At 48.2% G+C, this 25,060-nt stretch carries 32 protein-coding genes, 1 tRNA gene and 1 riboswitch; of the genes, 16 read left to right on the forward strand and 17 right to left on the reverse strand.

All coding sequences use genetic code 11. The annotated features are described in order from the left end of the window. Positions 1–61: 61 nt before the first annotated feature. Entirely contained in the window at positions 62–859 is a 798-nt protein-coding gene (locus VJ249_04780) for an aldo/keto reductase (protein HKZ93881.1), read from the reverse strand. A 164-nt stretch (positions 860–1,023) separates the two neighbouring features. On the opposite strand from VJ249_04780, the gene VJ249_04785 reads away from it, so the two are divergent. The 5 genes from VJ249_04785 (at position 1,024) to VJ249_04805 (ending at position 5,718) form a co-directional block, all read left to right on the forward strand. Continuing rightward, positions 1,024–2,766: a hypothetical protein gene (locus tag VJ249_04785; GenBank protein ID HKZ93882.1), complete on the forward strand. Its 1,743-nt coding sequence runs from the start codon at positions 1,024–1,026 to the stop codon at positions 2,764–2,766. 31 nt (positions 2,767–2,797) lie between these two features. Then, the gene (locus VJ249_04790; protein ID HKZ93883.1) at positions 2,798–3,706 is read left to right on the forward strand and encodes an EamA family transporter; all 909 of its coding nucleotides are present in this window, start codon (positions 2,798–2,800) and stop codon (positions 3,704–3,706) included. 97 nt (positions 3,707–3,803) lie between these two features. Then, positions 3,804–4,484, forward strand: coding sequence for a hypothetical protein (locus VJ249_04795; GenBank protein ID HKZ93884.1), 681 nt, complete (start codon positions 3,804–3,806; stop codon positions 4,482–4,484). Between the two features lie 710 nt (positions 4,485–5,194). Next, positions 5,195–5,404, forward strand: coding sequence for a hypothetical protein (locus tag VJ249_04800; GenBank protein HKZ93885.1), 210 nt, complete (start codon positions 5,195–5,197; stop codon positions 5,402–5,404). 17 nt (positions 5,405–5,421) lie between these two features. After that, positions 5,422–5,718: a (2Fe-2S) ferredoxin domain-containing protein gene (locus tag VJ249_04805; protein ID HKZ93886.1), complete on the forward strand. Its 297-nt coding sequence runs from the start codon at positions 5,422–5,424 to the stop codon at positions 5,716–5,718. Positions 5,719–5,730: 12 nt separating this feature from the next. Here the strand turns inward: VJ249_04805 and VJ249_04810 are convergent, their stop codons facing one another. The 4 genes from VJ249_04810 to VJ249_04825 form a co-directional block, all read right to left on the reverse strand. Continuing rightward, complete coding sequence (locus tag VJ249_04810) at positions 5,731–6,330, reverse strand: GNAT family N-acetyltransferase (protein HKZ93887.1); 600 nt, start codon at positions 6,328–6,330, stop codon at positions 5,731–5,733. Beyond that, positions 6,327–6,584: a cytochrome b5 domain-containing protein gene (locus VJ249_04815; protein HKZ93888.1), complete on the reverse strand. Its 258-nt coding sequence runs from the start codon at positions 6,582–6,584 to the stop codon at positions 6,327–6,329. Before VJ249_04815 ends, VJ249_04810 begins: the two co-directional genes overlap by 4 nt. Positions 6,585–6,697: 113 nt before the next feature. After that, entirely contained in the window at positions 6,698–7,225 is a 528-nt protein-coding gene (gene thiT, locus VJ249_04820; GenBank protein ID HKZ93889.1) for an energy-coupled thiamine transporter ThiT, read from the reverse strand. Next, a riboswitch (TPP riboswitch) is annotated at positions 7,224–7,336 on the reverse strand. It overlaps the preceding gene by 2 nt. Positions 7,337–7,404: 68 nt before the next feature. Further along, positions 7,405–8,100, reverse strand: coding sequence for a TIGR00266 family protein (locus tag VJ249_04825; GenBank protein ID HKZ93890.1), 696 nt, complete (start codon positions 8,098–8,100; stop codon positions 7,405–7,407). A gap of 141 nt (positions 8,101–8,241) precedes the next feature. Here VJ249_04825 and VJ249_04830 point away from each other — a divergent pair, with 141 nt between their 5' ends. Further along, positions 8,242–10,461, forward strand: a complete 2,220-nt coding sequence (locus tag VJ249_04830) for a S16 family serine protease (protein ID HKZ93891.1) — start codon at positions 8,242–8,244, stop codon at positions 10,459–10,461. A 130-nt stretch (positions 10,462–10,591) separates the two neighbouring features. Next, positions 10,592–10,942, forward strand: coding sequence for a hypothetical protein (locus VJ249_04835; protein HKZ93892.1), 351 nt, complete (start codon positions 10,592–10,594; stop codon positions 10,940–10,942). 8 nt (positions 10,943–10,950) lie between these two features. Here the strand turns inward: VJ249_04835 and VJ249_04840 are convergent, their stop codons facing one another. Beyond that, positions 10,951–11,454 (reverse strand): GNAT family N-acetyltransferase, encoded by a 504-nt coding sequence (locus VJ249_04840; GenBank protein ID HKZ93893.1) that lies wholly within the window; start codon positions 11,452–11,454, stop codon positions 10,951–10,953. A 79-nt stretch (positions 11,455–11,533) separates the two neighbouring features. Here VJ249_04840 and VJ249_04845 point away from each other — a divergent pair, with 79 nt between their 5' ends. Together VJ249_04845 and VJ249_04850 are read left to right on the forward strand one after the other, a co-directional pair. After that, positions 11,534–12,061, forward strand: coding sequence for a DUF6125 family protein (locus tag VJ249_04845; GenBank protein ID HKZ93894.1), 528 nt, complete (start codon positions 11,534–11,536; stop codon positions 12,059–12,061). Between the two features lie 133 nt (positions 12,062–12,194). After that, entirely contained in the window at positions 12,195–12,698 is a 504-nt protein-coding gene (locus tag VJ249_04850; GenBank protein ID HKZ93895.1) for a DUF3795 domain-containing protein, read from the forward strand. Positions 12,699–12,714: 16 nt separating this feature from the next. Here the strand turns inward: VJ249_04850 and VJ249_04855 are convergent, their stop codons facing one another. Further along, entirely contained in the window at positions 12,715–13,044 is a 330-nt protein-coding gene (locus VJ249_04855; GenBank protein ID HKZ93896.1) for a carboxymuconolactone decarboxylase family protein, read from the reverse strand. A 92-nt stretch (positions 13,045–13,136) separates the two neighbouring features. On the opposite strand from VJ249_04855, the gene VJ249_04860 reads away from it, so the two are divergent. Further along, positions 13,137–14,336, forward strand: a complete 1,200-nt coding sequence (locus VJ249_04860) for a winged helix DNA-binding domain-containing protein (GenBank protein ID HKZ93897.1) — start codon at positions 13,137–13,139, stop codon at positions 14,334–14,336. A gap of 4 nt (positions 14,337–14,340) precedes the next feature. On the opposite strand, the gene VJ249_04865 is transcribed toward VJ249_04860, so the two are convergent. The 7 genes from VJ249_04865 to VJ249_04895 form a co-directional block, all read right to left on the reverse strand. Next, positions 14,341–14,685 carry a DUF3795 domain-containing protein gene (locus VJ249_04865; protein HKZ93898.1) on the reverse strand — a complete coding sequence of 115 codons (345 nt, stop codon included), beginning with the start codon at positions 14,683–14,685 and terminating at the stop codon, positions 14,341–14,343. Positions 14,686–14,690: 5 nt separating this feature from the next. Continuing rightward, positions 14,691–15,161, reverse strand: coding sequence for a molybdenum cofactor biosynthesis protein MoaE (locus tag VJ249_04870; GenBank protein HKZ93899.1), 471 nt, complete (start codon positions 15,159–15,161; stop codon positions 14,691–14,693). Between the two features lie 13 nt (positions 15,162–15,174). After that, on the reverse strand, positions 15,175–16,098 hold the full coding sequence (locus VJ249_04875; protein ID HKZ93900.1) for a DUF4392 domain-containing protein: 924 nt from the start codon (positions 16,096–16,098) through the stop codon (positions 15,175–15,177). A gap of 33 nt (positions 16,099–16,131) precedes the next feature. Further along, a complete protein-coding gene (locus VJ249_04880) occupies positions 16,132–17,169 on the reverse strand; it encodes a dihydrodipicolinate reductase (protein ID HKZ93901.1) in 1,038 nt (345 codons plus the stop codon). Positions 17,170–17,294: 125 nt separating this feature from the next. Further along, on the reverse strand, positions 17,295–17,555 hold the full coding sequence (locus tag VJ249_04885; protein HKZ93902.1) for a 50S ribosomal protein L23: 261 nt from the start codon (positions 17,553–17,555) through the stop codon (positions 17,295–17,297). 22 nt (positions 17,556–17,577) lie between these two features. Then, positions 17,578–18,360: a 50S ribosomal protein L4 gene (gene rpl4p, locus VJ249_04890; protein ID HKZ93903.1), complete on the reverse strand. Its 783-nt coding sequence runs from the start codon at positions 18,358–18,360 to the stop codon at positions 17,578–17,580. 10 nt (positions 18,361–18,370) lie between these two features. Next, positions 18,371–19,381 (reverse strand): 50S ribosomal protein L3, encoded by a 1,011-nt coding sequence (locus tag VJ249_04895; GenBank protein ID HKZ93904.1) that lies wholly within the window; start codon positions 19,379–19,381, stop codon positions 18,371–18,373. Between the two features lie 189 nt (positions 19,382–19,570). Here VJ249_04895 and VJ249_04900 point away from each other — a divergent pair, with 189 nt between their 5' ends. Beyond that, positions 19,571–19,705, forward strand: a complete 135-nt coding sequence (locus tag VJ249_04900; protein ID HKZ93905.1) for a hypothetical protein — start codon at positions 19,571–19,573, stop codon at positions 19,703–19,705. A 629-nt stretch (positions 19,706–20,334) separates the two neighbouring features. On the opposite strand, the gene VJ249_04905 is transcribed toward VJ249_04900, so the two are convergent. After that, on the reverse strand, positions 20,335–20,826 hold the full coding sequence (locus VJ249_04905; GenBank protein ID HKZ93906.1) for a hypothetical protein: 492 nt from the start codon (positions 20,824–20,826) through the stop codon (positions 20,335–20,337). A gap of 253 nt (positions 20,827–21,079) precedes the next feature. Further along, positions 21,080–21,154, reverse strand: a tRNA-Cys gene (locus VJ249_04910). 117 nt (positions 21,155–21,271) lie between these two features. Here VJ249_04910 and VJ249_04915 point away from each other — a divergent pair. From VJ249_04915 to VJ249_04930, 4 genes are all read left to right on the forward strand, one after another. Next, positions 21,272–21,577 (forward strand): TIGR04076 family protein, encoded by a 306-nt coding sequence (locus tag VJ249_04915; GenBank protein ID HKZ93907.1) that lies wholly within the window; start codon positions 21,272–21,274, stop codon positions 21,575–21,577. An 88-nt stretch (positions 21,578–21,665) separates the two neighbouring features. Further along, positions 21,666–22,211, forward strand: a complete 546-nt coding sequence (locus tag VJ249_04920; protein HKZ93908.1) for a hypothetical protein — start codon at positions 21,666–21,668, stop codon at positions 22,209–22,211. Between the two features lie 98 nt (positions 22,212–22,309). Continuing rightward, complete coding sequence (locus VJ249_04925; protein HKZ93909.1) at positions 22,310–22,855, forward strand: isochorismatase family cysteine hydrolase; 546 nt, start codon at positions 22,310–22,312, stop codon at positions 22,853–22,855. 59 nt (positions 22,856–22,914) lie between these two features. Beyond that, entirely contained in the window at positions 22,915–24,267 is a 1,353-nt protein-coding gene (locus VJ249_04930) for a nicotinate phosphoribosyltransferase (GenBank protein ID HKZ93910.1), read from the forward strand. A 9-nt stretch (positions 24,268–24,276) separates the two neighbouring features. Here the strand turns inward: VJ249_04930 and VJ249_04935 are convergent, their stop codons facing one another. After that, entirely contained in the window at positions 24,277–24,591 is a 315-nt protein-coding gene (locus tag VJ249_04935; GenBank protein HKZ93911.1) for a DUF4342 domain-containing protein, read from the reverse strand. Between the two features lie 185 nt (positions 24,592–24,776). Between VJ249_04935 and VJ249_04940 the strand changes: the two genes are divergently transcribed. Then, positions 24,777–25,055 (forward strand): winged helix-turn-helix domain-containing protein, encoded by a 279-nt coding sequence (locus VJ249_04940; GenBank protein ID HKZ93912.1) that lies wholly within the window; start codon positions 24,777–24,779, stop codon positions 25,053–25,055. Positions 25,056–25,060: the final 5 nt, after the last annotated feature.

Consider the following 25,060-nt stretch of genomic DNA (forward strand, 5'->3'; position numbering starts at 1 on the left):
TGCGAGTTGCACATGTGAATTCCGCACGCTGCATCATTGTTTGCAGTTTTTAAACTGTTGCCTATTGAAGTGCCTTCGCGGAGAGAACGGCTTGTATGTTCTTTTTGACTTCGTCGAGATTGCTCATTCCTACGAACATGGCGTCCACAAAGTCTAATCGTGCAATCGACCCTATCGAATACTGATAGTTCTTGACGAGTGTTGGAGCTGGACCCGTGACTCGTCCTCCCAAGATTTTCATTGCTATGGTTCCTTTTCCGTTCTCGTGAGCCAGTTTGATTGCAGTGTACATTTCTCTGATGGTGCCGTCTTCAATTGGAATGTACTTGTTGATAACCGCAGTGCTTGCGTTGCAGCATATTGTCAGTATCACGTCTACCTCTTCAATCTGAGCGGCTTCTCTCACAACAGTGACGCTGTGCGTGGACAAGCCGATTGCTCCGACCATTCCTGCCGCCTTTTTGCCATTCAGTTCTTCAAGCATTCCACGGCAGCCTTTCATCCAATCGGATGATACGCAATGCAGTAGAAAAACGTCGATGTAGTCAGTGTCAAGCTCCTTCAGGAAATTCCGTAGACTTCTTGAGGCTTCTTTACCGCTCTTTGCGCTTGTCTTGTATGAAATGACTACATCCTTTCGCGGGAGAAGTTTCAGAGCTGAAGCTCCAAGAGGATGGGTAGCATAATCATCCGATGAATCCCAGAAATTCACGCCCAGCTTATACGATTCTGGTAGAATTCGCCAGCCTTCCTTTGGGCGCAGTCTGAGTGGGTCTTTGTCTCCAAAATCCACTTCGCCAAAACCCAGTTTCGAGACTTTCAGCCCTGTATTGCCAAGGTTCACAAGAGGAACTTTCAATACTAGTCTCGCTCCATTGTTTGCATCGATTTCCAAGTCTCTTTAATGCCTAAAACACGCTTATGTTTTTACCATAGGGGTTGAGTCTTCATAAGAATGAATGATGTGGGAGAGACTGGCAAACCCTATTACTGCGGTTCAAATCCTAATATTAGGATCACCAATTGCTAGCATCCTATCTCGAAACTTCCATTATCGGTTTGCTCTTCCTCACGGCACTTTATCCGCCCAGCATGTTTCCCCAGGTATCACTCGATGCCGCCAGCGCAATTGACTTTCCCGAAATTCAGCTAACCCAGACCGCAAACATCAAAGCGGAGTTCCTAGGGGTCTCCTCAGATTACATTAACGAAAGCACGTTTCTATCCAAAGCCACCCGAAACGTTAGGCAATTCGCGCAACCCAACAACATGACATGGAGCCTTAACGTGTCCATTGCTTTTCACGAATTTCCTCTGGATGTCATGACTTCGCTTGTCAATAAGGCGTATGATTCTGAAGGAAAAAAATTCTATAACATAACGCTTCTAAATGCTCTTCTGCTTCAACCTGACTATCTCGCGGCTCCAGATAAAGGGTACCTGTTCGTTTTCATGTCAATTCCCGATGGCGGAGTCGATCATTCATGGTTTTATGTTCATGAGAGACCAGATCTTTTCCTAGGCAGGACAGATTTCTTTGATGGTCAATCATTCGAATATTGGGTATTTCCCCCTTACTTTGGAGGAGCGCATAGAGCACTGTATTTTGATTTGAGTGAGTTGATTGAGAGTAATCCGACTAGGACAGCAGTAGCCAACAGAGCCATCGAACTCTTCAACAACGCCCTGCCAGACGTATTTGTCAATCTGCTTGGAGCAACAGATTCACGAATGATCCTCGCTGACACGCAGAGACACGAAAATTACGAAGTGAGAATACTATGGCTAAACGGAACAGAAAACAACTTCCACCCTCAACGAATCAAACAAGCTTTCGAAGACTTGATGCCATGGACGAACTGGACTGTAATCACAACAATCAAAGACATGGATGCTGAGTTGAGCCGTCTTTTTGAAAGCCGAACCGCAGAACTAGTACAACCCCTTAATTATTCGTTTTCGCTGACAAACGGAACCAGACGCCTCACTGAAGCCAAAAGGAACGTGCAGTGGGACGTTTTCAGAGACTCGGGCGAATACGACCCAATCACCCAGTATCTGTTCGAACACGTGAAAGACTACTTTAACCTGACAGACATAGAAAACAGATCCATAATCCCTCTTGTGCTTCTGCAAACACGAAATGACACAGCCATTGGCGGAGTCGCAGGGATAGGTCCCGGGATTTCTTGGTTTTCTCGTAACATCATAATCATAGGATATCAGGATGGCACGCTCCAGGCTATGGGCGAAAGTGGACCCACATTTCTGACACAACAGATGCGCCATGAGATTGGACACTGGGTAAGCCTTTCCCACCATTCTGCACGTTTTGAATTAGGCTATCCTAAAGTCATCTGCTCAATGAGATCTCTCACCAACCAGTTCTGTATGTTCTGCAAAGATGCTAGAGCTAGGATGAGCTTCATATCCTATTATAGAGCAACCACCGAGCTGATTTTCAGCAAACAGGCACAGGTTTCCGAGAATGAACTAGAAACCGCAGCGCGACAATTCAATGAGTGGGACTACGCCAATGCAATAAAGACCATAATCTCCATTTATAATGAGGTCCAGACTAAACAAGCTTTAACGATTGATTCTAGATTTATTCCGTGGGTCATCACAATAACATCTGTCGCAATCGTCTTTACGTTGGTTTTCAAGAATAGGCGCAAGCTCTCAAAGTTGAGGATCTTTTTCCGTAGGGGTTTGCAAGCTCAAATCCTGCCCGTTCCACCAACTACGTTTTTAACATTCCGTTGACGTATGTACTGCCCAATTGGAGGAAGGCAACATGCGCCTTAGCGTGGCCCTTGCATTCGCTGTAGTCTGTGTCGTTTGGGGTTCAACCTACTTGGCCATTCGCTTCGTAATTGAGACTGCTCCTCCTTTCTTCACAGCTGGAACACGCTGGGCTATTGCAGGAGTTCTACTCTATTGTGTGACTAGGCTTCGGGGCGCTTCAGCTCCCTCACGGTCACATTGGGGTTCAGCCTTTGTCGTCGGCGGCTTAATGTTGCTGGTTGCACACGGCGCGGTTGTGTGGGCAGAGCAGTGGATACTTTCAGGGTTAGCTTCGATCTTCGTGGCAACCGTGCCCCTTTGGCTGGTCTTGGTGGAGTCCGTGCATGACCGGAGAAAACCTGATGGAAAAGGGCTTCTAGCGTTGCTGGCAGGATTCATCGGAGTAATCATACTCGTCGGGGACTTGCCCAGTCTAGGCGGGAGCAATATGGCCCCGATTGCTGCTCTCGCCCTCTTGTTTGGTGCCCTAGCTTGGGGGCTCGGCTCATTTTATTCCCGTTCCGCAAGCCTCCCAAATTCACATTTCATGGGCGTAGCCATACAAATGATTGCTGGCGGGTTCCTACTGCTCTTAACAAGCGTAGCCACGGGAGAGTTAGCGAACTTGAGACTAGGCAGCATATCTCAGCGCTCGTTATTCGCTTGGGCTTATCTGATAGTCTTCGGCTCGCTTGTCGGGTTCACTTCCTACATTTGGCTCCTAAAACAAGCCACGCCCTCGCGTATCGCAACCTATGCCTACATAAACCCCGTTGTCGCGTTACTTCTGGGCTGGGCATTCGCAAACGAGCAACCTACCTTCACGAGCATTGTAACCACAACAATAATTCTCATTTCAGTTGCAGTAATAACGTCACGCAAGTTTGAGCCACAAGACAAAAGCCACGTTAAGAACTGAAGCGCAAAAGACCCGAGTCTACATAAACCTCCGAGCCAGAACCATTAAGCTATGCACCAAAAGCCATAAGCGCTGAGTGAGGCGCTCTGTAATTCGTATGACTCCCAAATTCCCGCGCAAAAGATGGATTCTCGCAGCCATCGTCATAGTGGTTCTAGTTGTGGCTTCTACGTCGCTTCTTTGGATGAAAGTGGATTATGAACGTGGACAAGACGCGGTTCTGGAATATTTTTCCCATCAACCCGGGATGTCGGATGCTTTTGCCAAACTGGAAGAACTTACACCGCCGGGTTCAGTTGTGCTCTGTTGGTGGGATTACGGCAGAGCTGTGAGAGAATGGAGCCACAGGGAAGTAATAGAGGCTTATCCATCCAGAGACATATACAACACAGTTGGCTCCACCAGAAGCGTCTTCGGCAACCTGCAGGGTCAACTCTTCGGCACATGGGGATCATCAGAAAGGATCCACGACTTGACCAATATTTTCATGTTACCTGAAGGACAATCGATGCCGCTTCTAGCTAAGTACAATGCCAAGTACGCGCTAGTGTTCATACCTGACGAGTTGCAGAAGTTCCCTTGGATCGCGCAAATTGCAGGCTACAACGCAACAGAATACTTAGTCTACAACCAAGAAAGCGACACGCATGAACCCACCGTGCGTGCTGCCCAAGTGACTCTGCTGCGACTGCTGTTTGATGATACCCTGTTTCCTCAGCATTTCTCGAAGCTCTTCGACAACGGCAAAGCCAAAATTTACCAGATTGACTACACGTAACTGCGGCAAAGATGGTTGCCTTTCCCGTCTTTCCACCTTTCGCGTGGTAATTTTTCCTGAATCAGTATTCAGGCTTCATAACTCATTTTTAACCGAGCAAGCGAGTTTAAAGCGATGATGCCAATGCACAAGGTCCCTCAAAGCGAGCTTAACACAACTTTTCCCAGGAAATACTTACAGAAGTTTCAGGAGTACAGAAAAAGAAGCAGCGAACTCACGTTAAAACCAAAGCAGCCAAGCAAACCATCTGGCACCCCACAGGTTTTCTCAAGCCATTGTAAGCAAGCGATTTCTTTGGTTAAGGCGAAAGTCTACTGCTGCGTGCTGAAAGAGATGGTGCAAGGCGCAATGTGCAAGGCTTGCCCCTGCCACGAGCCGGAACCGCTCGAATACACACTTTTCAAAAGAGAGTGAACCGCTTAAATGAAGTGTCCTAACAACTCGTGCAAACGCTCCGCTGACATCGTTGAAAACAATGAGTCAAACTTCGACTACTGCAAAGAATGTGGAACCGTAATCTACAGAAGCAAGAACAAGTAAGCTGGAACAATCGCTCCACAAAGCCTTCGAAACCAAAGATACGTCTGGTTCTATGGGAAGCATCTGCGGGTAGTTCAGAGACTCCTTTCCTTTCATGTTCTGGCACAGAATGATTTATCTAATTCAAATCAGAAAAATAGGCAAAGAGGCCAAGTCTTCTGAAGACCTATTTGACCGTCTGGTTCAACAGCGAAGGAGCCGAGCCCAGCGTGGTGGCACAGAAACTCCAGTCAATGGGCTTCAAACCAGCCAAGGGACACTACGATCACATTTACGATTGGAAAAAAGAACCCACACTAGAGGACGTACTGCAGTTGTGCAACAGCGTACATCACACGTTAAAGGGCTTGAAGGTCCTTTACAAAATCGAAACAATATAGAAGGCTGGCATCGATCCATGACACCTTACAAGCTGCATATACTTGTCTGCAATGACACTGACTGCGCAGATAAGGGTTCACAGCAACTCTACGACAACCTGAAGCAAATGGTAAAAGATCGAAACCTGAAAGGAACAATAAAGGTCTCGAAGAGCACATGCTTAGACGACTGCGAAATCGGTCCAAACGTGCTAGTCTACCCAAACGGCGTACTCTACAACAGCGTGAAAACCGACAATTTGGAGACCATTCTAGAAGCGCACATCAAAGGCAAATCGGCTGTGAAACTGAAGCATCACAAAATGCTGAAATGATCAAATAGAGTTCTAGAGCTCAAGCCTCATCAAAGGCTTCAACGAATTCGTTGACTGCACAGTTCTGAAACCTAGTTCCTCAAAGATTCCAACAGGTCCAGTATAGGCAAAGGTTGAACTGACCCGTCGCCCATCTTTAGTCGTTGTAACTGGATAAGCCTCAACCGTTTTGACACCTCGTTTTCGCAGCGCATCCACAGCGGCTTTCAAAAGCTCTCGCGACAAGCCTTTCCCACGCCACCTGCGATGAACAAAAAAACACACAACTGACCAGACATCATCCGCATCATCACGCTTGTACGCCTTGACCCTAATTAGCCGTGGAAAGTCTCGTCTCGGTCCAAAAGAACACCAGCCCACGGGCTCGTCTTCCACAAACGCCAAGATACCAAAAGCCTTGCCACTATGCACAAGATTTCTCATCGCTTTCTTGTTCCGTGCCCCCTGAAGTTGCCTCCACTGCTTGTCGAGTTCAATGCGCCACCACATACACCAGCAGCCGCCGCATGCACCGTTTGGACCAAACAGCCGCTCAAATGCAGGCCACAAATCTGGGCGCAGTTCCTGAAAACGTATTTTTTCCCTAGTCAACTCTATATGCCTAGCCTTCATTTTCCGGATTCGGAAACCAGCACGCCAACTTGTTTCACTCGTGCAAGAGTTTCTTCTCCATGCGGCGCAAACTTCAGCTCGTCAGTGAGGTCTTTCCCAGCCACGTGTTGACCCTGATGGTCACCTTCTATCCAAAGGAAGCTCTCGGTAACATCGAACACGTTGCCCTTGTAAGCAACATAAGCTGGTCGTCCTTCTCTGCCGTCATACTGCTTCAGATCCTCCAAAGTGAACTTCTTCAGTTCGTCTCCCAAAGACAACACCTGTTTGGCAACCACTAGAAACGTACGGGCTATTTGAATATTAAGTTAAAGAAAACCCTTCACGGAAAAAAAGAGGAAATTAGGTGGCTTCGTCTCGATTGCTGTTAGGTGTATATGTTGAGCAAACGTCGATTCACCAGAACTGCTATGATAACCTCGCTTACAATCAATTCGACGATGAGATAGCCTCCATTGTATGAAGCCGAGTAAAGAATCGGACTCATGCCCACAGGTGCATATTCAGCGAAGAACCAAACGCCAGCCGCAAAGTGAGCCACAAAGCGACCAAAGATGCCAACAGGCGCGCCAAACAGCGGATACTTTCTGAACAGTCCTGCCAAGCCGAGAGCGGCGAAAGCAATCGGATAGTCAAGCAACGCTTGAACAGGATCAACAATGAAGCTGCCAGGCAAAGCCATGTGGATGAGACCATAAACTGTGCCCGCCTCCAAGCCAGCCCGCAAGCCGCGCCGAAGCGAGAACCAGAGCAGTGGCAACATGCCTGCCGCTGTTACCGATCCGCCTTGTGGAAGTTCAAAGATTGGGGGCAGTACATCCCTAAGTATGATCGCCAAGGCGATGAAAACTGCGCCTTCTGCTAAGATCTTGGTTTGAGAAGCTTTTTCGCTCATTTCTTCTTTTATCCCTCCCTACGCCAGCATTATCTGGATCAGGTTCTAAGGGTCGACGACGCCTTAGTCGTCCTCTCAGCCAGGTCTTCCCCAGCTCCCCTAGATTTCATTGAGAAACAGAGGTTCAGCTATTTAACACTAATCATAGGAGTCCCACATGGTTGAATTGCTGTCGTTACTTAGCGAGCTCTTGATTGCACCCTCGATTCAAGCAAAGTCCAAAGCCAGTCCACAAACTCTCTCAAGTTCTTCGTTTGAATGTAGACGTCACCGGGACCAGTTACCTCAGTGACCAAGCCTTCGCCGCCTAGAAGAGTCTCTTTCAAGCCTCCGAATTTGATCACTTTGTATGGGCAGGTGTCGCTGAAAGCCACAAGGTGGAAGTTGTCGACAATCATCTTTTCTCCAGACTTCAGAGTATGCTTGTCGATGGCGCCGAACGTGTTTATGAAAAGCATCCCCTTACCGGACACTTTGATCATGAACAGGCCTTGACCGAACAAACCTTTCGTGAAACCTTGCCACTGCACATCTAGGTTCACGTCTTTTGTGGAAGCGATGTACGAGGATTTCTGAACTATGTATCCCTGCGTCGGTGAAACATCAAGAACTTCGATGTCTCCTACCGGCGCTGAGACAAACGCTGCCTCTCCGGGTTCAGAAGCCGCAGTGTAGTCGTTGACAAAGAATGACTGTCTGCCAAGAAACGTTAGTCCAAGTGTTCCCAGGAAGCTCTTCTCTCTCATCCGCGTCTTCACGTCAATACTGGGATTCATGTAGGTCATGGCGCCAGACTCGGCTGTTATGGTCTCGCCTGCATCCAATTGTACGACAAGCATGCTGTAAGACGGCTTGTACCGTATATCATACTTCAAAGCGTTCTAAACCTCCAAACCACTGGGACACCTTCTCTATGTGGAAGTTATTAAGCGCTCCTCCTATCAACTTCTGCCATATTACGATATTGAAATAACGACTTTAATTTTGGAAAACAATGATGCCTCTTGAGATTCTCCATGTCCTCTTACAGATGCGACGATTACTCATGCTTCGGCAACGAAACCGAAATTCTTGAACGAACAATTAATGGAAAAAAGGCGCGAGTACAGTGGGACTGGGCAAATTTCAAATCAACCGAAAACTTCCCCGTAGACGACAATCTAATGTCTTGGGTTATCGGTCAAGACCGCGCACTTCAAGAATGCTTTCTCTGCCTCGACGAATGGGCTCACAAGCTCAAAACGCTTGAAGAACAGAAATGGTACGAAGAATGGAAGGATCCGCTAGCGTCAAAGCCAGATGTTAAGACTAAACTCAGCCCCGGACCCTACCTCCTCCTGCTAGGCGACCCAGGCACAGGCAAATCGCTTCTTGGGCGCGCGTTAGCTGAAAAGCTAACTGAAGTCTACCAAGAGAACAAGATCAAGCTTTTCGATGTGCTGTGCTGGAAGAACAGAGTTGTCCCCAGCGAACCAAAAATATCCATAAATGAGGCTGGAAAAGGCAAAGAAACAATCAGAAAGGAACGGCTACACCAAGAAAAAAGAAAGTTCCTAGTCTCTGGCGGCCTGCGCGTAATCCAAACTTTTCTGTTAGCTTTCGGTATGCTTATGCTGTTCATAGGAATGTACGGCATTTACGAATTGGTTGAAAAATGGCAGTTGAACCCCGGAGTGGCCGACGGTGTCTCTCTGCAGGCAATGTTCAACTACAACTTCTTCGAATACTTCGCCAAGTCATTTCCATCACTTGTACTCATTTTCGTGCCAGCAGGGTCGCTCATATTCTTTGGAATATTCATTTGGTGGTTCGGCAAAATGAGCGGCGGCGCCCTCAACCTAGGAGGCATAGGAGGAGCTCAGCAATCTGGGGTACCCAAACTTCTTGTTGACAACTCTTCTCAAAGGGCGCCTTTTGTTGATGCAACGGGTCACATGTCTTCACAACTGTTTGGCGACATAGCGTGGGATCCATTCCAAACTGGCGGGATGGGCACACCTGAACATCAACGCGTCACTGCAGGCGACGTGCACAGAGCGTCTTTAGGCATCTTATACATTGACGAAATCAAGAACCTGAGCCCTCTCGAAGCAGTAACCCTGTTAACCGTTTTGGAAGATGGACAACTGCCCATAACAACGCGGGGGCATCTGATGACAAGCGGCACCGCAGCCATGGCAGTGTCAACCGAGCCTATCCCGTCCATGTGCTTCCTCGTAGGCGCCGGCAACTTCGACTCCATCGGACAACTGCACCCAGCCCTAATGGATCGTATCTACGGCTATGGCAAAGTTGTACGCATGAACAATGACATGCCCAACACAGTTGAAAACAGACGCAGGTATGTTCAATTTGTGGCACAGGAAGCCAAACGATTCCACCTGTCTCCTTTCAGTCGGGAAGCATGTGAAGAACTTGTAGAAGAAGGCAGGCGCCGAAGCAACAAACGAGATGCACTGTCCACCAAGTTTCGACCATTAATCTCATTGGTAAAGACCGCTGCCACCTTAGCCATGAATGAAGACAATCCAGCAGTTGAACGGCGTCACGTAGAAGAAGCCATAGAGAAGCATTGCAAAACCATTCAACGCCAGATTTTAGAGCATCAACTCAGCGAAAGAGGCAAACTGCTTGAAATAGACCCGCATGGGACACAGCTGGGCCAAATCTACGGCTTGGCCGTTGTAACCGACCCGTACAGCGGCGAGATGACGGGCAACGTGCTCAGCGTGAAGGCGCAGCTGGTCAAGCGTAGCCAAGTTAACCGAGACTATCCAATGCAAGGATATTACAAAGTCACAGGTGTGGCTAAGGGAAAGACCGATTCATTCATTTCTGACAGCATCGACAAAGTGCGCAGCGTCATACTGCACAAATACGGCGTCGACATAGCCCAAGACTTTCTCACACACATTGACTTCTCACAATCATACGGCGTCGACGGACCATCTGCAGGGGTAACCATGGCCATACTGATTTGCTCACTAATCGAAGGACGGGCCCTAAGACAGGACGTAGCTGTCACTGGCGAAATCAACTTGGGTGTAGGCGACCAGATAATGATAACAGCAGTCGGCGGATTATACGAGAAGATCAAAGCAGCCGAAGCTTGGGGCTTCAAAAAAGTGGTCGTGCCACAAAAGAATTATGAATACTCGCTGGACGTCAAAGACTACAAGATAGAAGTTGTGCCAGCGAAAACTCTAGACGACTACCTCAAGGAATGCCTAATATAGGCACATTGCCCGCTTTTTCTTCAGCTTTCTTCCATCCTTTAGTGTCAGAAATGGCCATTTATCGAAGGTTTAAAAAGCGTGAGTGTAGTTCACAGAGTAGAAACGCTGACAGGGCAAGGTGCAAGTCTACATGGACATTGTATGTCGCGCTCCGAAGGAATTGGTGATTCTGGAATGTACGCATTATCCATCTCTTGAAGCTTTGTCCAGAATCGTGGCAGTAATAATGAGCAGCGGTGAATCCGTTATCTTGAAATGGGCTGAAGGTGTAGTCTTCTCCTATAACCCCATAGCACCCCAAACCGAGGTTCTTGTAGACGAGTACATTAAAGGCAGAATATTCTGGTCAGACGTGGTCTATGCGCTTATGCCCGAGTACAAGCAGGCAATACGCGTTGGAACATTGGACATACCGGTCATAGACGTGTCGCCAAACCCGCTGCTACGCGAAGCAGCAACGTGGATGAAGAAACACGCCTAGTTTTTTTATCACTTTTGTTGGTCCAAGAATCTGCTGTAGATGATGAGATCTAGACCGTACGAATGCTGCCTCATGTAGCCTTCAGGCACAAATCCAGTCTTGATATAGAGCCTTATCGCCGAATGCAGGTTAGGCGAAGTGAACAGCCACACCTTGTGAGCGTTTCTCTTCTTTGCCTCCTCAAGAAACCTATTAAGCAACATTGAGCCCTCGCCTCCTCTGCGATAATCCTTTTTGACGCCTAGAAACCCAAGTGTACCGACTCCGCCTTCTCCTGCCCTTCCAGTTGCTAGTCCAATGATCTCTTTGTCTTCTTCTGCGGAAAGGTAAATGACCTCTCTATTCTGAAGCATTTCCTGCCAGTTCTGCAGGTAATCAGGTCGCCGAATGTAGTCCATGTTCGGCCTGACAAATGAATCAGGCAGCCATTCACTAAGGCTTTCCCAGATCTGCAACTCGCACTCTCGAAGCCTTCCCAAGTCTTCAACTACAGCGAATTTTATCTGAGCCATATCATATCCCAGATTGCTTAGGTCTGTTAAGATATTTAACTGCCTTCACTTATTAGAGAAGCAGCTTGGTGAAAACTCGATGAGCGGCTTAACCAAAGAAGACCAAGAAATGCTGAAAAGCATGCCAACTGAAACGTTACTCAATCTCTTCAACATGCAAATCCGAAATCTCTGGCGCGTTGACGGCTTGTACTTCCTAGGCATTGAAGAACGATTTGGCACAGAAGCAGCAACTCAAATCGACTCAAACTGCTGGAAAACCCTAGGCAAGCTTGAGGCTCGCGAACTCAAGAGCTTACTCCAAATCCAGAACAACGACATTTCAGCATTAATGTATGCTCTGAGAAACACAAGTTGGTCACTTTATCAAGAGGAGAAACAGATCGAGGAATCGCTTTCCATAGGAGTCTACCGTGTTACCAAGTGTCGAGTACAAGAAGCAAGGATCAGCAAAGCGCTCGATGTTTTTCCATGCAAAAACGTGCGATTCAGCTACCTTAAAGCCTTCGTCGAAGAATTCAACCCAAGCATCAAGGTCAATTGCCGCTTTGCACCGACTGAAGAACGCCCCAAAAACGTCTGGTGCGAATGGGAATTCAAGCTCTGATTTCCTCTCGTGATCCCGTTTGATCCAAAAGTTTCCTGTTGGCAAGGGCTCTTACGCCTACCGCTAGCAGTAGATATATCAGTCTTTACACCTAAACTAAATCCTAGACTTGCACACGAACAAGGTGAAGAAATTGTCCAAGGAACAATCTGGAGACTTGAAGAAATACCCATACGGAATATGCGGCGTCTATTGTGGCCAATGCCCCAATGGCAACGGACGAGTAAAAGTGATAGCTGGAGAGCTGAAACGACTTGTTGACACAGTTCGCTACGACTGGCTCAACGAAGTTGTGAAATCATTCAAGTTTGACGAGTTCAGAAAAGGCTTAGAATGGTTCTCCGCAGCGCAGTGCCCCGACTGTCTGAACGGTGGGGGCGCACCCTGCGAAAACAAGAAATGTGCTCCTGAAAAGAAGATTGAAAGCTGCCTTCTCTGCACAGATTATCTTACATGTCCTAACACAGAGTATCACCGCGAGTGGTATCCATTCGTCGTTGAAAACTACGCGCGCGTCAGGCAGGTTGGACTCCAGAAGCATCTTGAGGAAGAGGAGCAGAGGGCAAAGGCTGGAATCAGCCTGATGAGCCAGTTAGAGAGAAGATGCTGCAAAGTCGTGAAACTAGAAGACGAATAAACGTTGGAGGCTGCCCTCAAAGCTTGATTTTTTCGTGTCGTTTCTGTTTTTGTCTGCACTGATCAAGCACATCGACCGCTCGGCGCAGGTGCGGTATCGTGATCGACCCGCCCACAACCATCGCCACATTCAACGCCTCAAACAACTCCGCGTCGGAAGCGCTTTCCTGCACGCAGCGTATGACATGATAGGTGATGCAGTCGTTGCAGCGCAAAACGGTTGAAGCAACGAGACCTAGTAGTTCCTTGGTTTTTGCGTCCAAGGCGCCTTTCTCGTAAGCGCGACTGTCCAAGGCGAAAAACCGCTTAATCCCGAGATGCCCGTTCGAGAGGATGCGCTTGTTCATTTTCTCCCGATAACGTCTAAACTCTTCTAGGGTGTCCAATAATGGTCACGCGCATACACTCTGGAAAATGAGGGCATAAAAGCGTTTATGCAATGACAACAGAAGCAGATTGTATGTCCAGCAATGGCAAAAAAAGAAGCGTTGAACGCTTTTCTTTGAAAGCAGTCACTCGTCTATACCTTGCCAAACATCACCTGCTTCGAAAAGCCCAAAAAAAAGCCCTTGGCCAAGTTGTTGACGACGTTTGCGGTTTACATGCTCAAGCGGCAACTACACCTTATTTGTCGTTGTGGAGCAGAGTCGAAGACTTTGACAATAGCCTACTGGATGAAGCGCTTTACAAAAGCAAATCGCTAGTAAAGACGTGGGTTATGCGCGGCACGTTGCATGTGACTCCATCTAAGGACTTGCCGATCTTCAATAGAGCGCTGAGACGAATGTGGTTTGAGCATCATGGTCGTTACATGCGTGCTCCTGACTGGCCGTCAAGAGAGGAGAGGAAAAACGTCATCTATCCCAAGATAATGGAGGCGTTGGCTCAAGAAGCACTCAAACGCAAGGACCTGAACAACCGCGTGCGTTCGTTGCTCAAAGATGACTCGAAGCCTTATGAAAGACTCTTCTCAGGTTGGGGCGGTATTCTTAAGGAAACCGCATATGAAGGCTTAACCGTCTACGCCCAGCCCTGCGACAGAAAAGCATGCTTCGCACGATTGGACAAGTGGCTACCCAACATCGACTTGAACAAAGTGAGCGAGGAAGAGGCTCAAAAAAACCTTTTTCTGAAATATCTGCACGGTTACGGTCCAGCCACACAACAAGATTTCGTTCTATGGAGCGGGGTGGTGGCAGGCGACGCCAAGAAAGCAATAGAAGGCGCAAGCGACATGATTGAAGAGGTCGAAATAGAGGGCGCGAAGGGACGGTTCTGGCTCTTAAAGAAGGATTTCAGGACCTTAGCCTCGATATGTCTCGATGAAAGACCACCGGCGATCCTGCTGCCCAAGTTCGACTCTATTCTTCTGGGACATAAAGACAGGACACGCATAATACGAGACGAATACAAGAAACGCGTGTTCAAGCCAAAGGTTGGAGACATAGCCGCTACGGTATGGATCGACGGGCATGTAGCTGGAACGTGGAAAACCCAGAAAACAAAACAAGCACTTTCAATTTTGATAGCTCCGTTCGAGAAGATCGGAAAAGAAGACTTGAGAGACCTTGAAAAGAGGGCTCAAGAGCTAGGTTCGTACACGGGATTCGGGGAAAGCAAGCTTATGCTAGCGGGTTGATCGGCTATTTGCTGAACTTTGGATCAGGGTTTCCGCCTTTAATTTTCTCTTCGAGCCATGTTTTGGTGCCTATTTTCTTCCTATAGGCCAATTGACCAGCTCTGTAGAACACTCGCCACGCACCTTCTTTTGGATCGTACGTTGTCAGATAGTAGTTGCATGGAAACTCGGCGCACAAGCCGCAGTGTTCCACGCATTTTTCTCTCACGCATGAATAGAATCGGCATTCTCCCCAGAATGGCTTTCCTTTTACGTAGCCGCATCCCGGACAGCCTTGCTTATAGTAGGTGCATTCGCCGCAGTACGAACCACAAGGCGTCACCAGGTTGAAATCTAGAGTCTTATCCATGACGCTTAACGCCTGTCCGTAGGTTTTTGTTCGCTAACCCAATATGATTTGACCTTGCCCTTCTTATCCTTAATGTGTTCTTTCTTGAAGATGGGCGCCTCTTTCTTGTAGCGTTCAACTGCCTTGCGCAACACGGGAAACACGTCATCCCTATGTCCTCCAGCCACTAGCACATAGACCAAGTCTTCGCCCAGTTCAAACTCGCCTATGAAATGATGAACCTGCACGTCAACTATGCCTTTTTCGGCTTGAAGGTCTTCACAAATCTGCTCGAGTTTTTGGTCGGCTTTTTCGTCATAGGCTTCAAGCTGCAAGCGGCTGACAGATTCACCCTGTTTTGTTTCGCCTCTGACCACGCCTACGAAAAGGGTCACCGCGCCCACCTTATTATAATCTGGATGCTTCTTGACAGATTCTATAACATCGGATAGCTTCAGCGATCCTTTTGGGTGAACTCCTGCATGTTTAAGCGGCATTCTTGGTCACAAGTTAAGCGTTTGTGATCGCAGATATAAGATCAACTACCAAACCGTTGAGGCTGGGTGACAAGCCGTCGACGTATGGCTTGGGCTCCTGGAGTATGCTGTCGATTGCCCCAGCCTTCACGATGCGATTGAACAACTGCATTTCGGCTTTCTTGTTGTGAGTGTATGGTATGCCTTTGAGCAGGCTCAGGCAGGCGGCGATGCCGTAGGTTCCCCAATTTGAAACGCCGCTGACAACTAGGACATCGGCTGGGGTGGCTGCTGCTATGCCGCTGTTGCAGGGGCATTGGCATTTGGCGCCGTAGGGTACATGTTTGCGCACGGTTTGGCTTATGAGTCCGCATCCCAGTTCGTTTCCGCCGTCTGCGATGCCTATCGTTAAGACATCGTGTCTCTGGGCTAAAGTGAATAGGTAGTCTGTCTTGCCCACAGTGTTGGATATGTTCAAGCCGCGCATGTTATGATATTCCCGTTTGCTGTTCCACCCTGGCCGCTCAACTGCTATGAGTGCTGTTGGGTTGTATTTCTGCAGTACATGCTCTGCTTGAGAATGAGCTTGCTTCGGATCGACTGAGAATTGGAGGACTTCAGTTCCGGGCGCTGCCGCTTTCACTACTTTGAGGCATGATTCGTCTGTTATGAGGATTGGTTTGAGGTCGATTGCCTTTAGAGACTTGGTCAGCACAGCAGCGCCTATTGGTCCATCTGTCTCGGGGATGTTCATTGGTGGGATAGCAAATCCTGTGAGTAGAAGGACATGGTCTCCCTTGTTCATGCGTTCCGTGAGCTTTTGGGCGGCGCTCAGGCAAAGATGCTTGCCGGCATTCGCCTTCAAAGCTGCTTCGTAGAGTTGACGCACTACTCGTCGGGCTGGAAGGTCCATGGACACGGTTTGGTCTATCATGTAGGCTTTTTGTTCTGTGTCCAAGTTGAATCACTGTGTCGTCAAGAAAACTGGTTCTTAAAGGTATTTTCTCATGTCTTCGACTGCTGCCACGGGAACGGGCAGGTCTTTCATGGTGAGTAGGCCCGGGGTTGCGTTCATTACTTTTGGTATGGAGTTGACTATTATGGCGACTGTGGCTAGGTCTCCGTGGACACAGGGTGAAATCTTCTGGTGCACTGGGGGCACACCGTCGATGGTTATGGCGTCGTATTCCTCTCTTGCGCCTATGTAGGCTTGAAAATCGAGTGTGATTGCGTCTTTTCGTTTCATTACGCCTCTGGCAATCTGTCTCAAGCCGGCTACCTGTCCCTTCTTGACTGTTATGGCTTCGCTTTTGGCTTCTTCTTTGGCTATGACAGGCTCTGCTTGTTCAACTTGGATTTTGTCCAACTGCCATCGCAACGCTGCGGCTACCATGCCGATTGATTGTGCAAGTCCTACGTGGCCTGTGATTTCTTTGGTTGCCATTTTCTTTTTGAACTCAGCCACTGTGAGTCCGGCGCCTACTTTCTTTTGGAATGGCACGCGTCGGGTTGCGGCGTTCATTACTCTTTTGACTTTTATTTTGTCTATTTTTTGGCATACGCCTGTGAGCGTGATGACTAGTGTGTCCATGAGGAAGCCTGGGTTGATGCCTGTGCCCAGGAAGGACATGGCGTATTTGACTCCTAATGCCTCAAGTTTCTTTGCCAGCTCGGGTTCAGAGAGGTATGGGTAGGAGAGTTCTTCGCAGGTTGAGACCACGTTGACTCCGTATGTGGCTACAGGCGCTATTTGTGAATAAACATCTCTTAGGTAAGAGCTAGTGGCATGGACGACCACGTCGGCGCAGGCTTTTTTCATGACGTTGTCAATGTCGTCGGATACGGTTACACCGAGTTTTTTCCCGATTTCGAGCACTTGGCCGAGGTCTTTGCCGACTTTGTCTTTGGCTACGTCTATGGCGCCTACGATTCGTACTCCCTGTTTTTCCAGTAGGAAGCGTGCTATGCGGCTACCTACTGCGCCTACACCGTAGCACACTACGCGTATCTCTTCTTTCTCTTTATCCATAGACTGTGCACCATGCTGATTGTTTTGAAATATGACTGAGGCTAGTCTGTGGTTTGGGTTATAAGTTTTTGCCGACAGCGCATTCTCTGTTAGAATTGGGTTTTTTCAAAAAGGCTTGGAGGCGCTTAGAGCATGCCTAGTTTGATGGCGACGTCTGCGGCTTTGTAATCTGGGTGCAGTTTGACGAAGGCTTTTTTTTCGCCTTTGTGTGTAATGTTGACTGTGACTTTTTCCACTCTTACTTCGTAGAGTTCTTCCACCGCTCGTTTTACGTCGGCTTTGGATGCTTTGAGGTTGACGACGAAGACGAGTTTGTTTTCGGATTCCAGTATGCGGCTGGCAACTTCGGTCATGATGGGGTGCAGGATTACGCTGTATGGGTCCATGATGAGTTTTGGTTCTCCTTTCTTAGGCATATAGTTCGTTTAGTTTTTCGAAGGCTGATTTTGACCAGACTGTGAGTCTTCCGGGGTGGGTTCCTGGTGCAAGAAGTTCTACGTTTAGGTTGTTGACGGTTGTTATGTCCACGCCTAGGAGGTTGCGTGCTGCTTGGGCGATGCCGCCGTTTTCAGCTATGACCAGTAGGGGTCCAACTGCTTGTTTTAGTCTTCTGCCACGTCCTTTGCCTTTTCCAGCGCGTTCTTTGAGGCTTTCTTTAACTCGTACGATGTCAGGCCATAGTCCGAGTTTGAGGAAGGCGTCTTCGACTTGGCTTGTTTTTTTGAGGGTTTGTATGTCGTCTGTTACGACTAGGGGGAAGTCTTTGATCATGTCCGCTATATGTCCTCGGGCTGCGACTTGCTCTTTGGTTCCTGTGGCGGCTAAGGCTGAGCGTATGGCTAGGTGCATTTCTTTTTTTGGGATTTTTTTGTAGATTTTTTTTTGGGATACTGGTGGGAATGCTTGTCGTCCCTTGACTATGCCTACGCCGAAAGCGGCTGTTTGTCCGCCTGCTTTGAGTCTGGGCACGCGGGCCATGCCGTGTCCTGCGCCTAGTGATTCGACGCTTCTGCGTTTTCCTGCTAAGGGGTCTCTGCCTTGTGGTTGGTAGCGGTGTGATTGTAGAGTGATGACGCCTCTTTTGATTACGTCTGGCCTCAACGGCGTCTTGAAAACTGGCGGGACTTGAACTTTGGCTTTGGGTATGGGTTTCCCTTGTAGGTCGAAGATTTTGCTGGTTGTTTTGCCCATGTGCTGACTCTCATCCTTGTGGTGATTGAAGTGAGATTTCCATTATTTTTGGTGGTGCTTCTGGTACTCGACTTGGCGGTCTGGCTGGTATTCTGAGTCTTATGAGGCGTTTGGTGGGTCCGGGTACGCTTCCGTTCAGAACCGCGTATGTGCCTTTTACGGGTCCGTAGCGTAGGAATCCGCCTTTGGGTGTGATTTCTGTGCCGTCGGTGCCGATTTTTAAGATGCGTTTGTTGTATTCGACTCTTTGGTGGTAGCCCATTTGTCCGCTTCGTGGCACCGTGTATAATACGCGGTGGGGGTTCCATGGTCCGAGTGTGGCTACGCCGCGTTTCATTTTTCGGCTTTTGCGGTCTCGGATTTTGACGCCCCAGCGTTTGATGACGCCTTGGATTCCTTTGCCTTTGCTTACTGCTATTACGTCTAGGTATTGTCCTTCCTTGAAGACGTCGGTTATACTTATGGTTTTTCCGAGTAAGGGTTTAACGTAGTCTAGTTGCTGTTTGATTGTTGCGCCGTCGATTTTGATTTCGATGAGTTCGGGTTTCTTTTTGGGTACTCCTGCGAGTCGTGGTTGTGTGGCTGCTAGTAGGCGTATTTGGTTTATCTGTGCTAGGTTGTCTTCGATTTTTTTGAGTCCGTTCTCTGGATCTGGGTTGTTGGGTGGTGTTGTTAGGCGGTTGATGTCTTTGGGTGGGTTTTTCATCCATGTTTCGGTTAGTGTTTTCAATCCGTATGCGGTGCGCTGGTAAGCGCGTACTGCGATTATTGTGACTGGGGGTGTGTCGATTACGGTCGCGGGCTTGGCTACTTCCTTTCCGAAGTTTGGTGAGCCCTGTTGGTCCTCTACCATGATTACGTGGGTCATGCCTGCTTTGTAGCCCATGAAGCCTAGGAGAGAAGGAGCGTCAGCTTTTAGGCTTGGCCAGTAGCGTATGCGTCCGGTTGGGCTGGCAGCGCGTCCTTTCGGCAGATAAGATAGTGAACCACGTTTAGGAGCGCTGACTTTGCGGTGACCCATGGGTTTTCATCTGGTTATGGTGTTTCGCTGTTTCTGATTAGAATCAAGCGTTATAAAGGTTACTAAAATAGTCGTAGCCTTTTTTGGCTGTGTGGAATAGAAAAGTCACTGGGTAGTGCTTGTGTGTATTCTGGATTCATAAGCGTAAAATCCTTTGACCTTGAGTTTATGAGTGCAAGGAAGTTGTGAATGTTGGACAAAGAGACAGAGCGGTTGGTTAACGAGGTTAAGAAGGAGCTGCAGGCGTTAAGAGTTAGGATTGATCAGAGGGAAGACCCGAAGCTCTTGAAGACGTATCGGAAAATGCAGTCAACATTGGATTAACACGGGTTTAGAAACGGGTCCTCGCAGACTTCTCTCTGGTTTCTGTTTCAGATGTTATTAACTTTCGCTTAGAAACAGTAATAATACCGAGGGTTTCTGCATTCAATTACTGTTATGATCCAAATAGAGCTGTGTGGGTGTCGTCGTCAAACTGTTCTTAGTGACATCATCATTCAAATAGCTGTGGCTGCGGGAAGAGTAATTTCAAAAGAAGAAGGCGTTATGCCCCTTATGCCTTCTTCTGCGATGATGCGGGTACATATGTTCTTGAAGCTGTGTGGATGTCGTCGTCAGAGTGTTCCGGTGACATCAACGAGAAGAATGTTATGTTTGGAGGGGGCCGTGGCGTGTTAAAGTTGTTGTTGACCAGCGTAGTGTTTTGTTACAACAACTTCTTGAATGGTGGGTTGTGTTGAGGTGAAGGTATGTTTCTGTTTTATGAGTCGTTAACTTTCGGTTAGAATCAGTAATAATACTGAGCTTGTTCAGGTTTAGAAGTAGTAGTCTGCGCCGCGTGTACGTTGACTACTTCTATGTTGGCTGCAGTGTGTTGAAGGAGCTTTCTGTTTCGTGTTTTGGGTTTTGGGTTGCATGGCGGTATGCAGAATCGTGTGGTGACGCTTTATTGTTTACTCGGCGTAGCCGCAGATCCACATTATGCCTGTGCCTGTTACAGGTGTGGGTGGAGGAACCGGGAATGGTGTTGTTGCGCCGCGTACGTGGGCGTCGCTTTCAAGCAGGTATGCCCATGCTCCGGTGGCTGCTGTTACCCAGCCGTTGGATTTGAATTCGAAGCTTTTGAAGCTCCATACGCCTTCTTGATACATGGTGATTGAGCCGTCGGTTGTTGTGATGGTCCATGTTTCGGAGTAGTGTTCTGTGATGCCTGGGAAACTGGCACTGATTAGACTGAGTGTGGCTGTTCCTTCGATGTCTCCTGAAATGGCTCCGATCCAAGTGTAGGGCGATGAGCCCCCGAACCCAACCCAATCCCAATTGAGCTGAAAAGACACTTCGCATCTAAGAGGCTCGTTGGGCTGTGCTGAAATTGCTGGCATCGACAGCGCGGACAGAAGCGCAACCATGCTCAGTGTGAAAAACGCCACTAGCATCTTTCTCATTGCTTTCTCACCTCCTTTTCACATAAACCGAGGCAGGGGCAGCTACGCTGATCAAATGCCCCATGGAAGTCTATTGCAGTTCTCGCTACTATAAATGAATTATGAAACAAAATTCTAGAACATTTCCAAACGTTTCAATCATATCTCGTTTAGAGATGCATCAATAACCTGAGAACGCTTAGAGGGCAGCACATCCTGTTGCAGAATCCATCTGCTCAAGAACTCCGATTACAGGTTACATGGGTTTGTCCGTTGGAGCCGGGGATGGGAGTTGAACCCATGTAGAGCAGCTCTGCAGGCTGCCGCCTAACGGCTCGGCCACCCCGGCTGTCAAACAGCAGAAGTTCTCAAGCAAGCTGAGGCTTTTAATCTTTGTCTTCACCTAATGTTGGAGCGGTTTTTATGTTCAATTCACCCACTATAGATGGTTAGGGGTTGGGCATTGATGAGCAAGGTTCACAGGTTGGTTCTGACGGTTAAAGAGATTCGTGGACACTGCCCTGTCCATAGGGTTGGAGACAGGATTGTTGTGGAATCGCCCAAGATTGATGTGGATAAGAGTGATGCGTTGTGTGTTCATGCTTTGGGTTCCATGTTGTCCATGCTGGTTCCGCTGGCACGTGGCGTCAGCTTCAAAGACCTAGGCTTGGCTGTCCATGAAGGAAACGTAGGCTACGTTCAATGTTTGGACCCTGGACCGCCTTACACTGCTGGTGGAACCGTGATCTTCGAGATAAAAAGAGAAACATGACTCGTCTTCTAGCGTTGCTTTCAGTTTTTTACGTAGGGATTTAGGCTTCACAAAAGACTTGTAATGGCTTGTCTGTTACGGCTTAGGCATGAGTAGTGGAAAGAAGCGCACTGTCCTGCTTGGTCTCGTGTTCCTTTTCTTTTTGGTCTTGGCTTACGTTGAGAACACTTCATTCTTTGTTTACATCAGGGACAGCTTCACGAATCCGCCGTTAGGTGTGGTGTTGCTTTTCATCCACAATGTTTTAGCGATCTCTCTTATCATCTTGGGCATGGCGTTTTACGTCGAAGTCGTCTTGGCTTTCATGCCGAAACGAAAAATCGAGTACGTGGTACTTCACAACCCGGAAGTCTTCGCCGTTGTGTTCGCGACTATGATTCTCTTGATAAGCATTCTGAGAGCTAGCACACTGGTTAGGGGGCAGGTTGAAGTAAGCACGTTAGCCATGGTCATACTGTTAAGTCTACCAGCTGGACTGATTGAAGGCTACGGCATTTATCAAGCGATCAAGAAAACCTTGAAGAAAAGCCTCAAAACCCGAGACTTGGCGTTCATCTACGCTGTGTTCTTCATAGCGGCGCTGGTTGAAGTGGGGTTTGTCCAAGCCTTGCTCTGGATATCCTCAGCCTCGTAGACGGTTCTGCATTACCTTGCAGTCGCAAGGTTTTGGGAAAAGCTTTTGTTGAACAACTCAACGCAGAAGTAACAAGCGAAAAAAGGAGTCAGTTCACTTTGAAAGCTGCAGTTATAGTCATTGACATGATTAACGATTTTGTCACCGGCGTGTTCAAAAGTGACAGAGCGGCAAGGATCATTCCCAACATCAAGGCTTTGTCGGATTACGCCCGAGAACAGAAAATCCCTGTCATCTATGCCACCGACGCACATTTGCCTGAAGTAGATCCTGAGTTTAACGTTTGGGGCAAGCACGCTGAGGCGGGATCATGGGGCGCTGAAGTAATTGACCAGTTGAAGCCTCGCAAGGGTGATTTTCGGGTTTTCAAGAGGAAGTACAGTGCCTTTCAAGGCACGGGTCTAGATCAAATGCTTCGTGACTTGCATGTTGACACTGTTGTTCTAACTGGCGTGGTGACGGATATCTGCATTCAGCACACTGCTGCGGACGCGTTTTTCCAAGGCTACAATATCCTTATCCCCAAAGACTGTGTGGAAGCAGTTGACGCGGCAACTCAAGAAGCCGCCCTCAAATTCATGAAAAAAGCCTATGGACCAAAGATAGCAACGTCGACAGAGCTGTTGAAAAAGAAGTGGACTTAAAAGAAGGGACCTAACCAACGAATACACCACGCGGTTTCGATTTCGTAACCGAAGACAACATGAGTCTGCTCACCGACTTGTACGAGTTGACCATGTGTGCCAGCTACTTTGACAACAAACGAACTGAATCAGCTACTTTTGACTTGTTCATTCGAAAACTTCCAGCTGAAAGGTCGTACTATGTTTTTGCGGGTCTGGAGCAAGTGCTCCTATACCTGAAGAACCTGAGGTTCACTACAGCTCAGATCGATTACTTGAGGACACGCGGGTTTAAGGACGAGTTTCTCAGTTACCTGCGTGGATTCAGGTTTTCAGGCGAGGTTTGGGCAGTTCCCGAGGGCACCGTTGTGTTTGCGGATGAACCTTTGATCAGAGTCACAGCTCCGATAATTGAAGCCCAACTTGTCGAATCTTTCCTGTTGAACACCGTTAACTTGCAAACGATGATTGCCACTAAAGCCTCCCGAGTCGTGTGTGCGGCGCAAGGCAGAGCCGTGGTTGAGTTCGGTCTGAGACGAACCCATGGCACGGATGCTGCAATGAAGGCGGCGCGGTGCAGTTACATCGCGGGTTGTGATGGCACTTCCAGCGTGTTAGCTGGAATGAAGTATGGTATTCCGGTTTTTGGAACGATGGCTCATTCTTTTGTTATGTTTTTCGACAACGAGGTTGAAGCTTTCAGGGCTTTTGCCAAGACTTTCCCGAGAAGTTCCACGTTTCTAATCGACACGTATGATAATGTCAAAGGCGCGGAAAACGCGGCGGTTGTTGCGAAAGAGTTGGAGAGAAAGGGCTTCCGACTTGGCGGCGTCAGGATCGACAGTGGGGATTTGGTTGAAATAAGCAAGAAAGTCCGTGCGATGCTGGATGAGAAAGGTCTGGGCTACGTGAAGGTTTTCGCCAGTGGCGATTTGGACGAGCATAAGATTGAGGGGTTGTTGCGTGGAGGTGCGAAGATTGACTCTTTCGGTGTTGGCACTCGAATGAGCACGTCTCAGGACAGACCGTATGTTGACGTTATTTACAAGTTGTGCGAGAAGATGAACAAGTCGGGAAAGTTTGTGCCAACTATGAAGCTGAGTCAGGGCAAGATAACTCTTCCAGCAAGAAAGCAGGTGTTCAGAGTTGAGGACAAGAGCGGCTGCTTTGTGAAGGATATCATTGGGTTACATGACGAGAAGGTTGAAGGCACACCACTGTTGATCAAAGTGGTAGAGAAAGGCGAAGTAGTATATGAACTGCCCCGGCTTGAAGAGATACGGAAAAACACTTTGGAAAACCTTTCCAAGTTGCCCGACAGGTACAAGCGGCTGAGAAAAGCGCCTCACTACCCTGTGACAGTGAGCCCAAACCTGAAAATGCTATTGAAGGAACTAACCAACGAACTGAAGAAGATTGAGGACTCTGCTTAGGTCTGAGAACTATTCTGCTCTTTCTACCACTAGGGTGCAGCGTGTTGCCAAAGCGGCTATCGCGCCTAACGCGGCAAGCCATGGAGCTAGAATGGCGCCGACTACACCCACGGTTGCAGGCATTTCAAAAAGAGTCTTACCGCGTTCATCCTTAATCACAATCCTTGTGACATTGCCCTCATGAAAGAGCTGCTTGATTTTTTCAATGAGATTGTCGGCTGAGACTGAGAACTCCTCTACGCGAGTTTTCACGGCTGAGCCGCAGATATGGCAGTACTTGGCGTTTTCAGCTAATTGAGCCCCGCATTTCCAGCAAGACACCATAACCATTTCACCGAGCCGTATCCTTCGCTTTCAACATAGAGTTTATGAGACATAAGTCTTGCGTGTGACTGAAAGACTGTAAGAAAGAAGAAGACTATTGACCCTTAAGGCCTTCCTCTACCTTTCTTAGGAAAACATTCTTTTATGTAGTGTCAGTGCAATGTGGTATTCCTGAGGGTTTCAGCTTGGAGCGGAGGACGCGCTACGAGATCTTCGCCGACTTGCTTGACATTGTTATGAAGCGGGAGCTCTGCGCCTTAACTAGGGCTTCTTACGGCGCTAACTTGCCCGTGGACAGAGCCAAGAAGTTTCTGAGTTTTCTAGCTTCAAGGGGTTTTGTGAAAGAAGAGTTTGTGGGCGACTCTAAACGGTACAGGATAACTAAGAGAGGCTTGGAATACTTGGAAGCCTACCAGAAAATGCAGAAAATGTTCGCCGCCTTAGCTGAAAAACTGCCAGAATAGCGGCC

The organism is Candidatus Bathyarchaeia archaeon (assembly GCA_035283685.1).
Lineage (GTDB): Archaea > Thermoproteota > Bathyarchaeia > Bathyarchaeales > Bathyarchaeaceae > DATETJ01.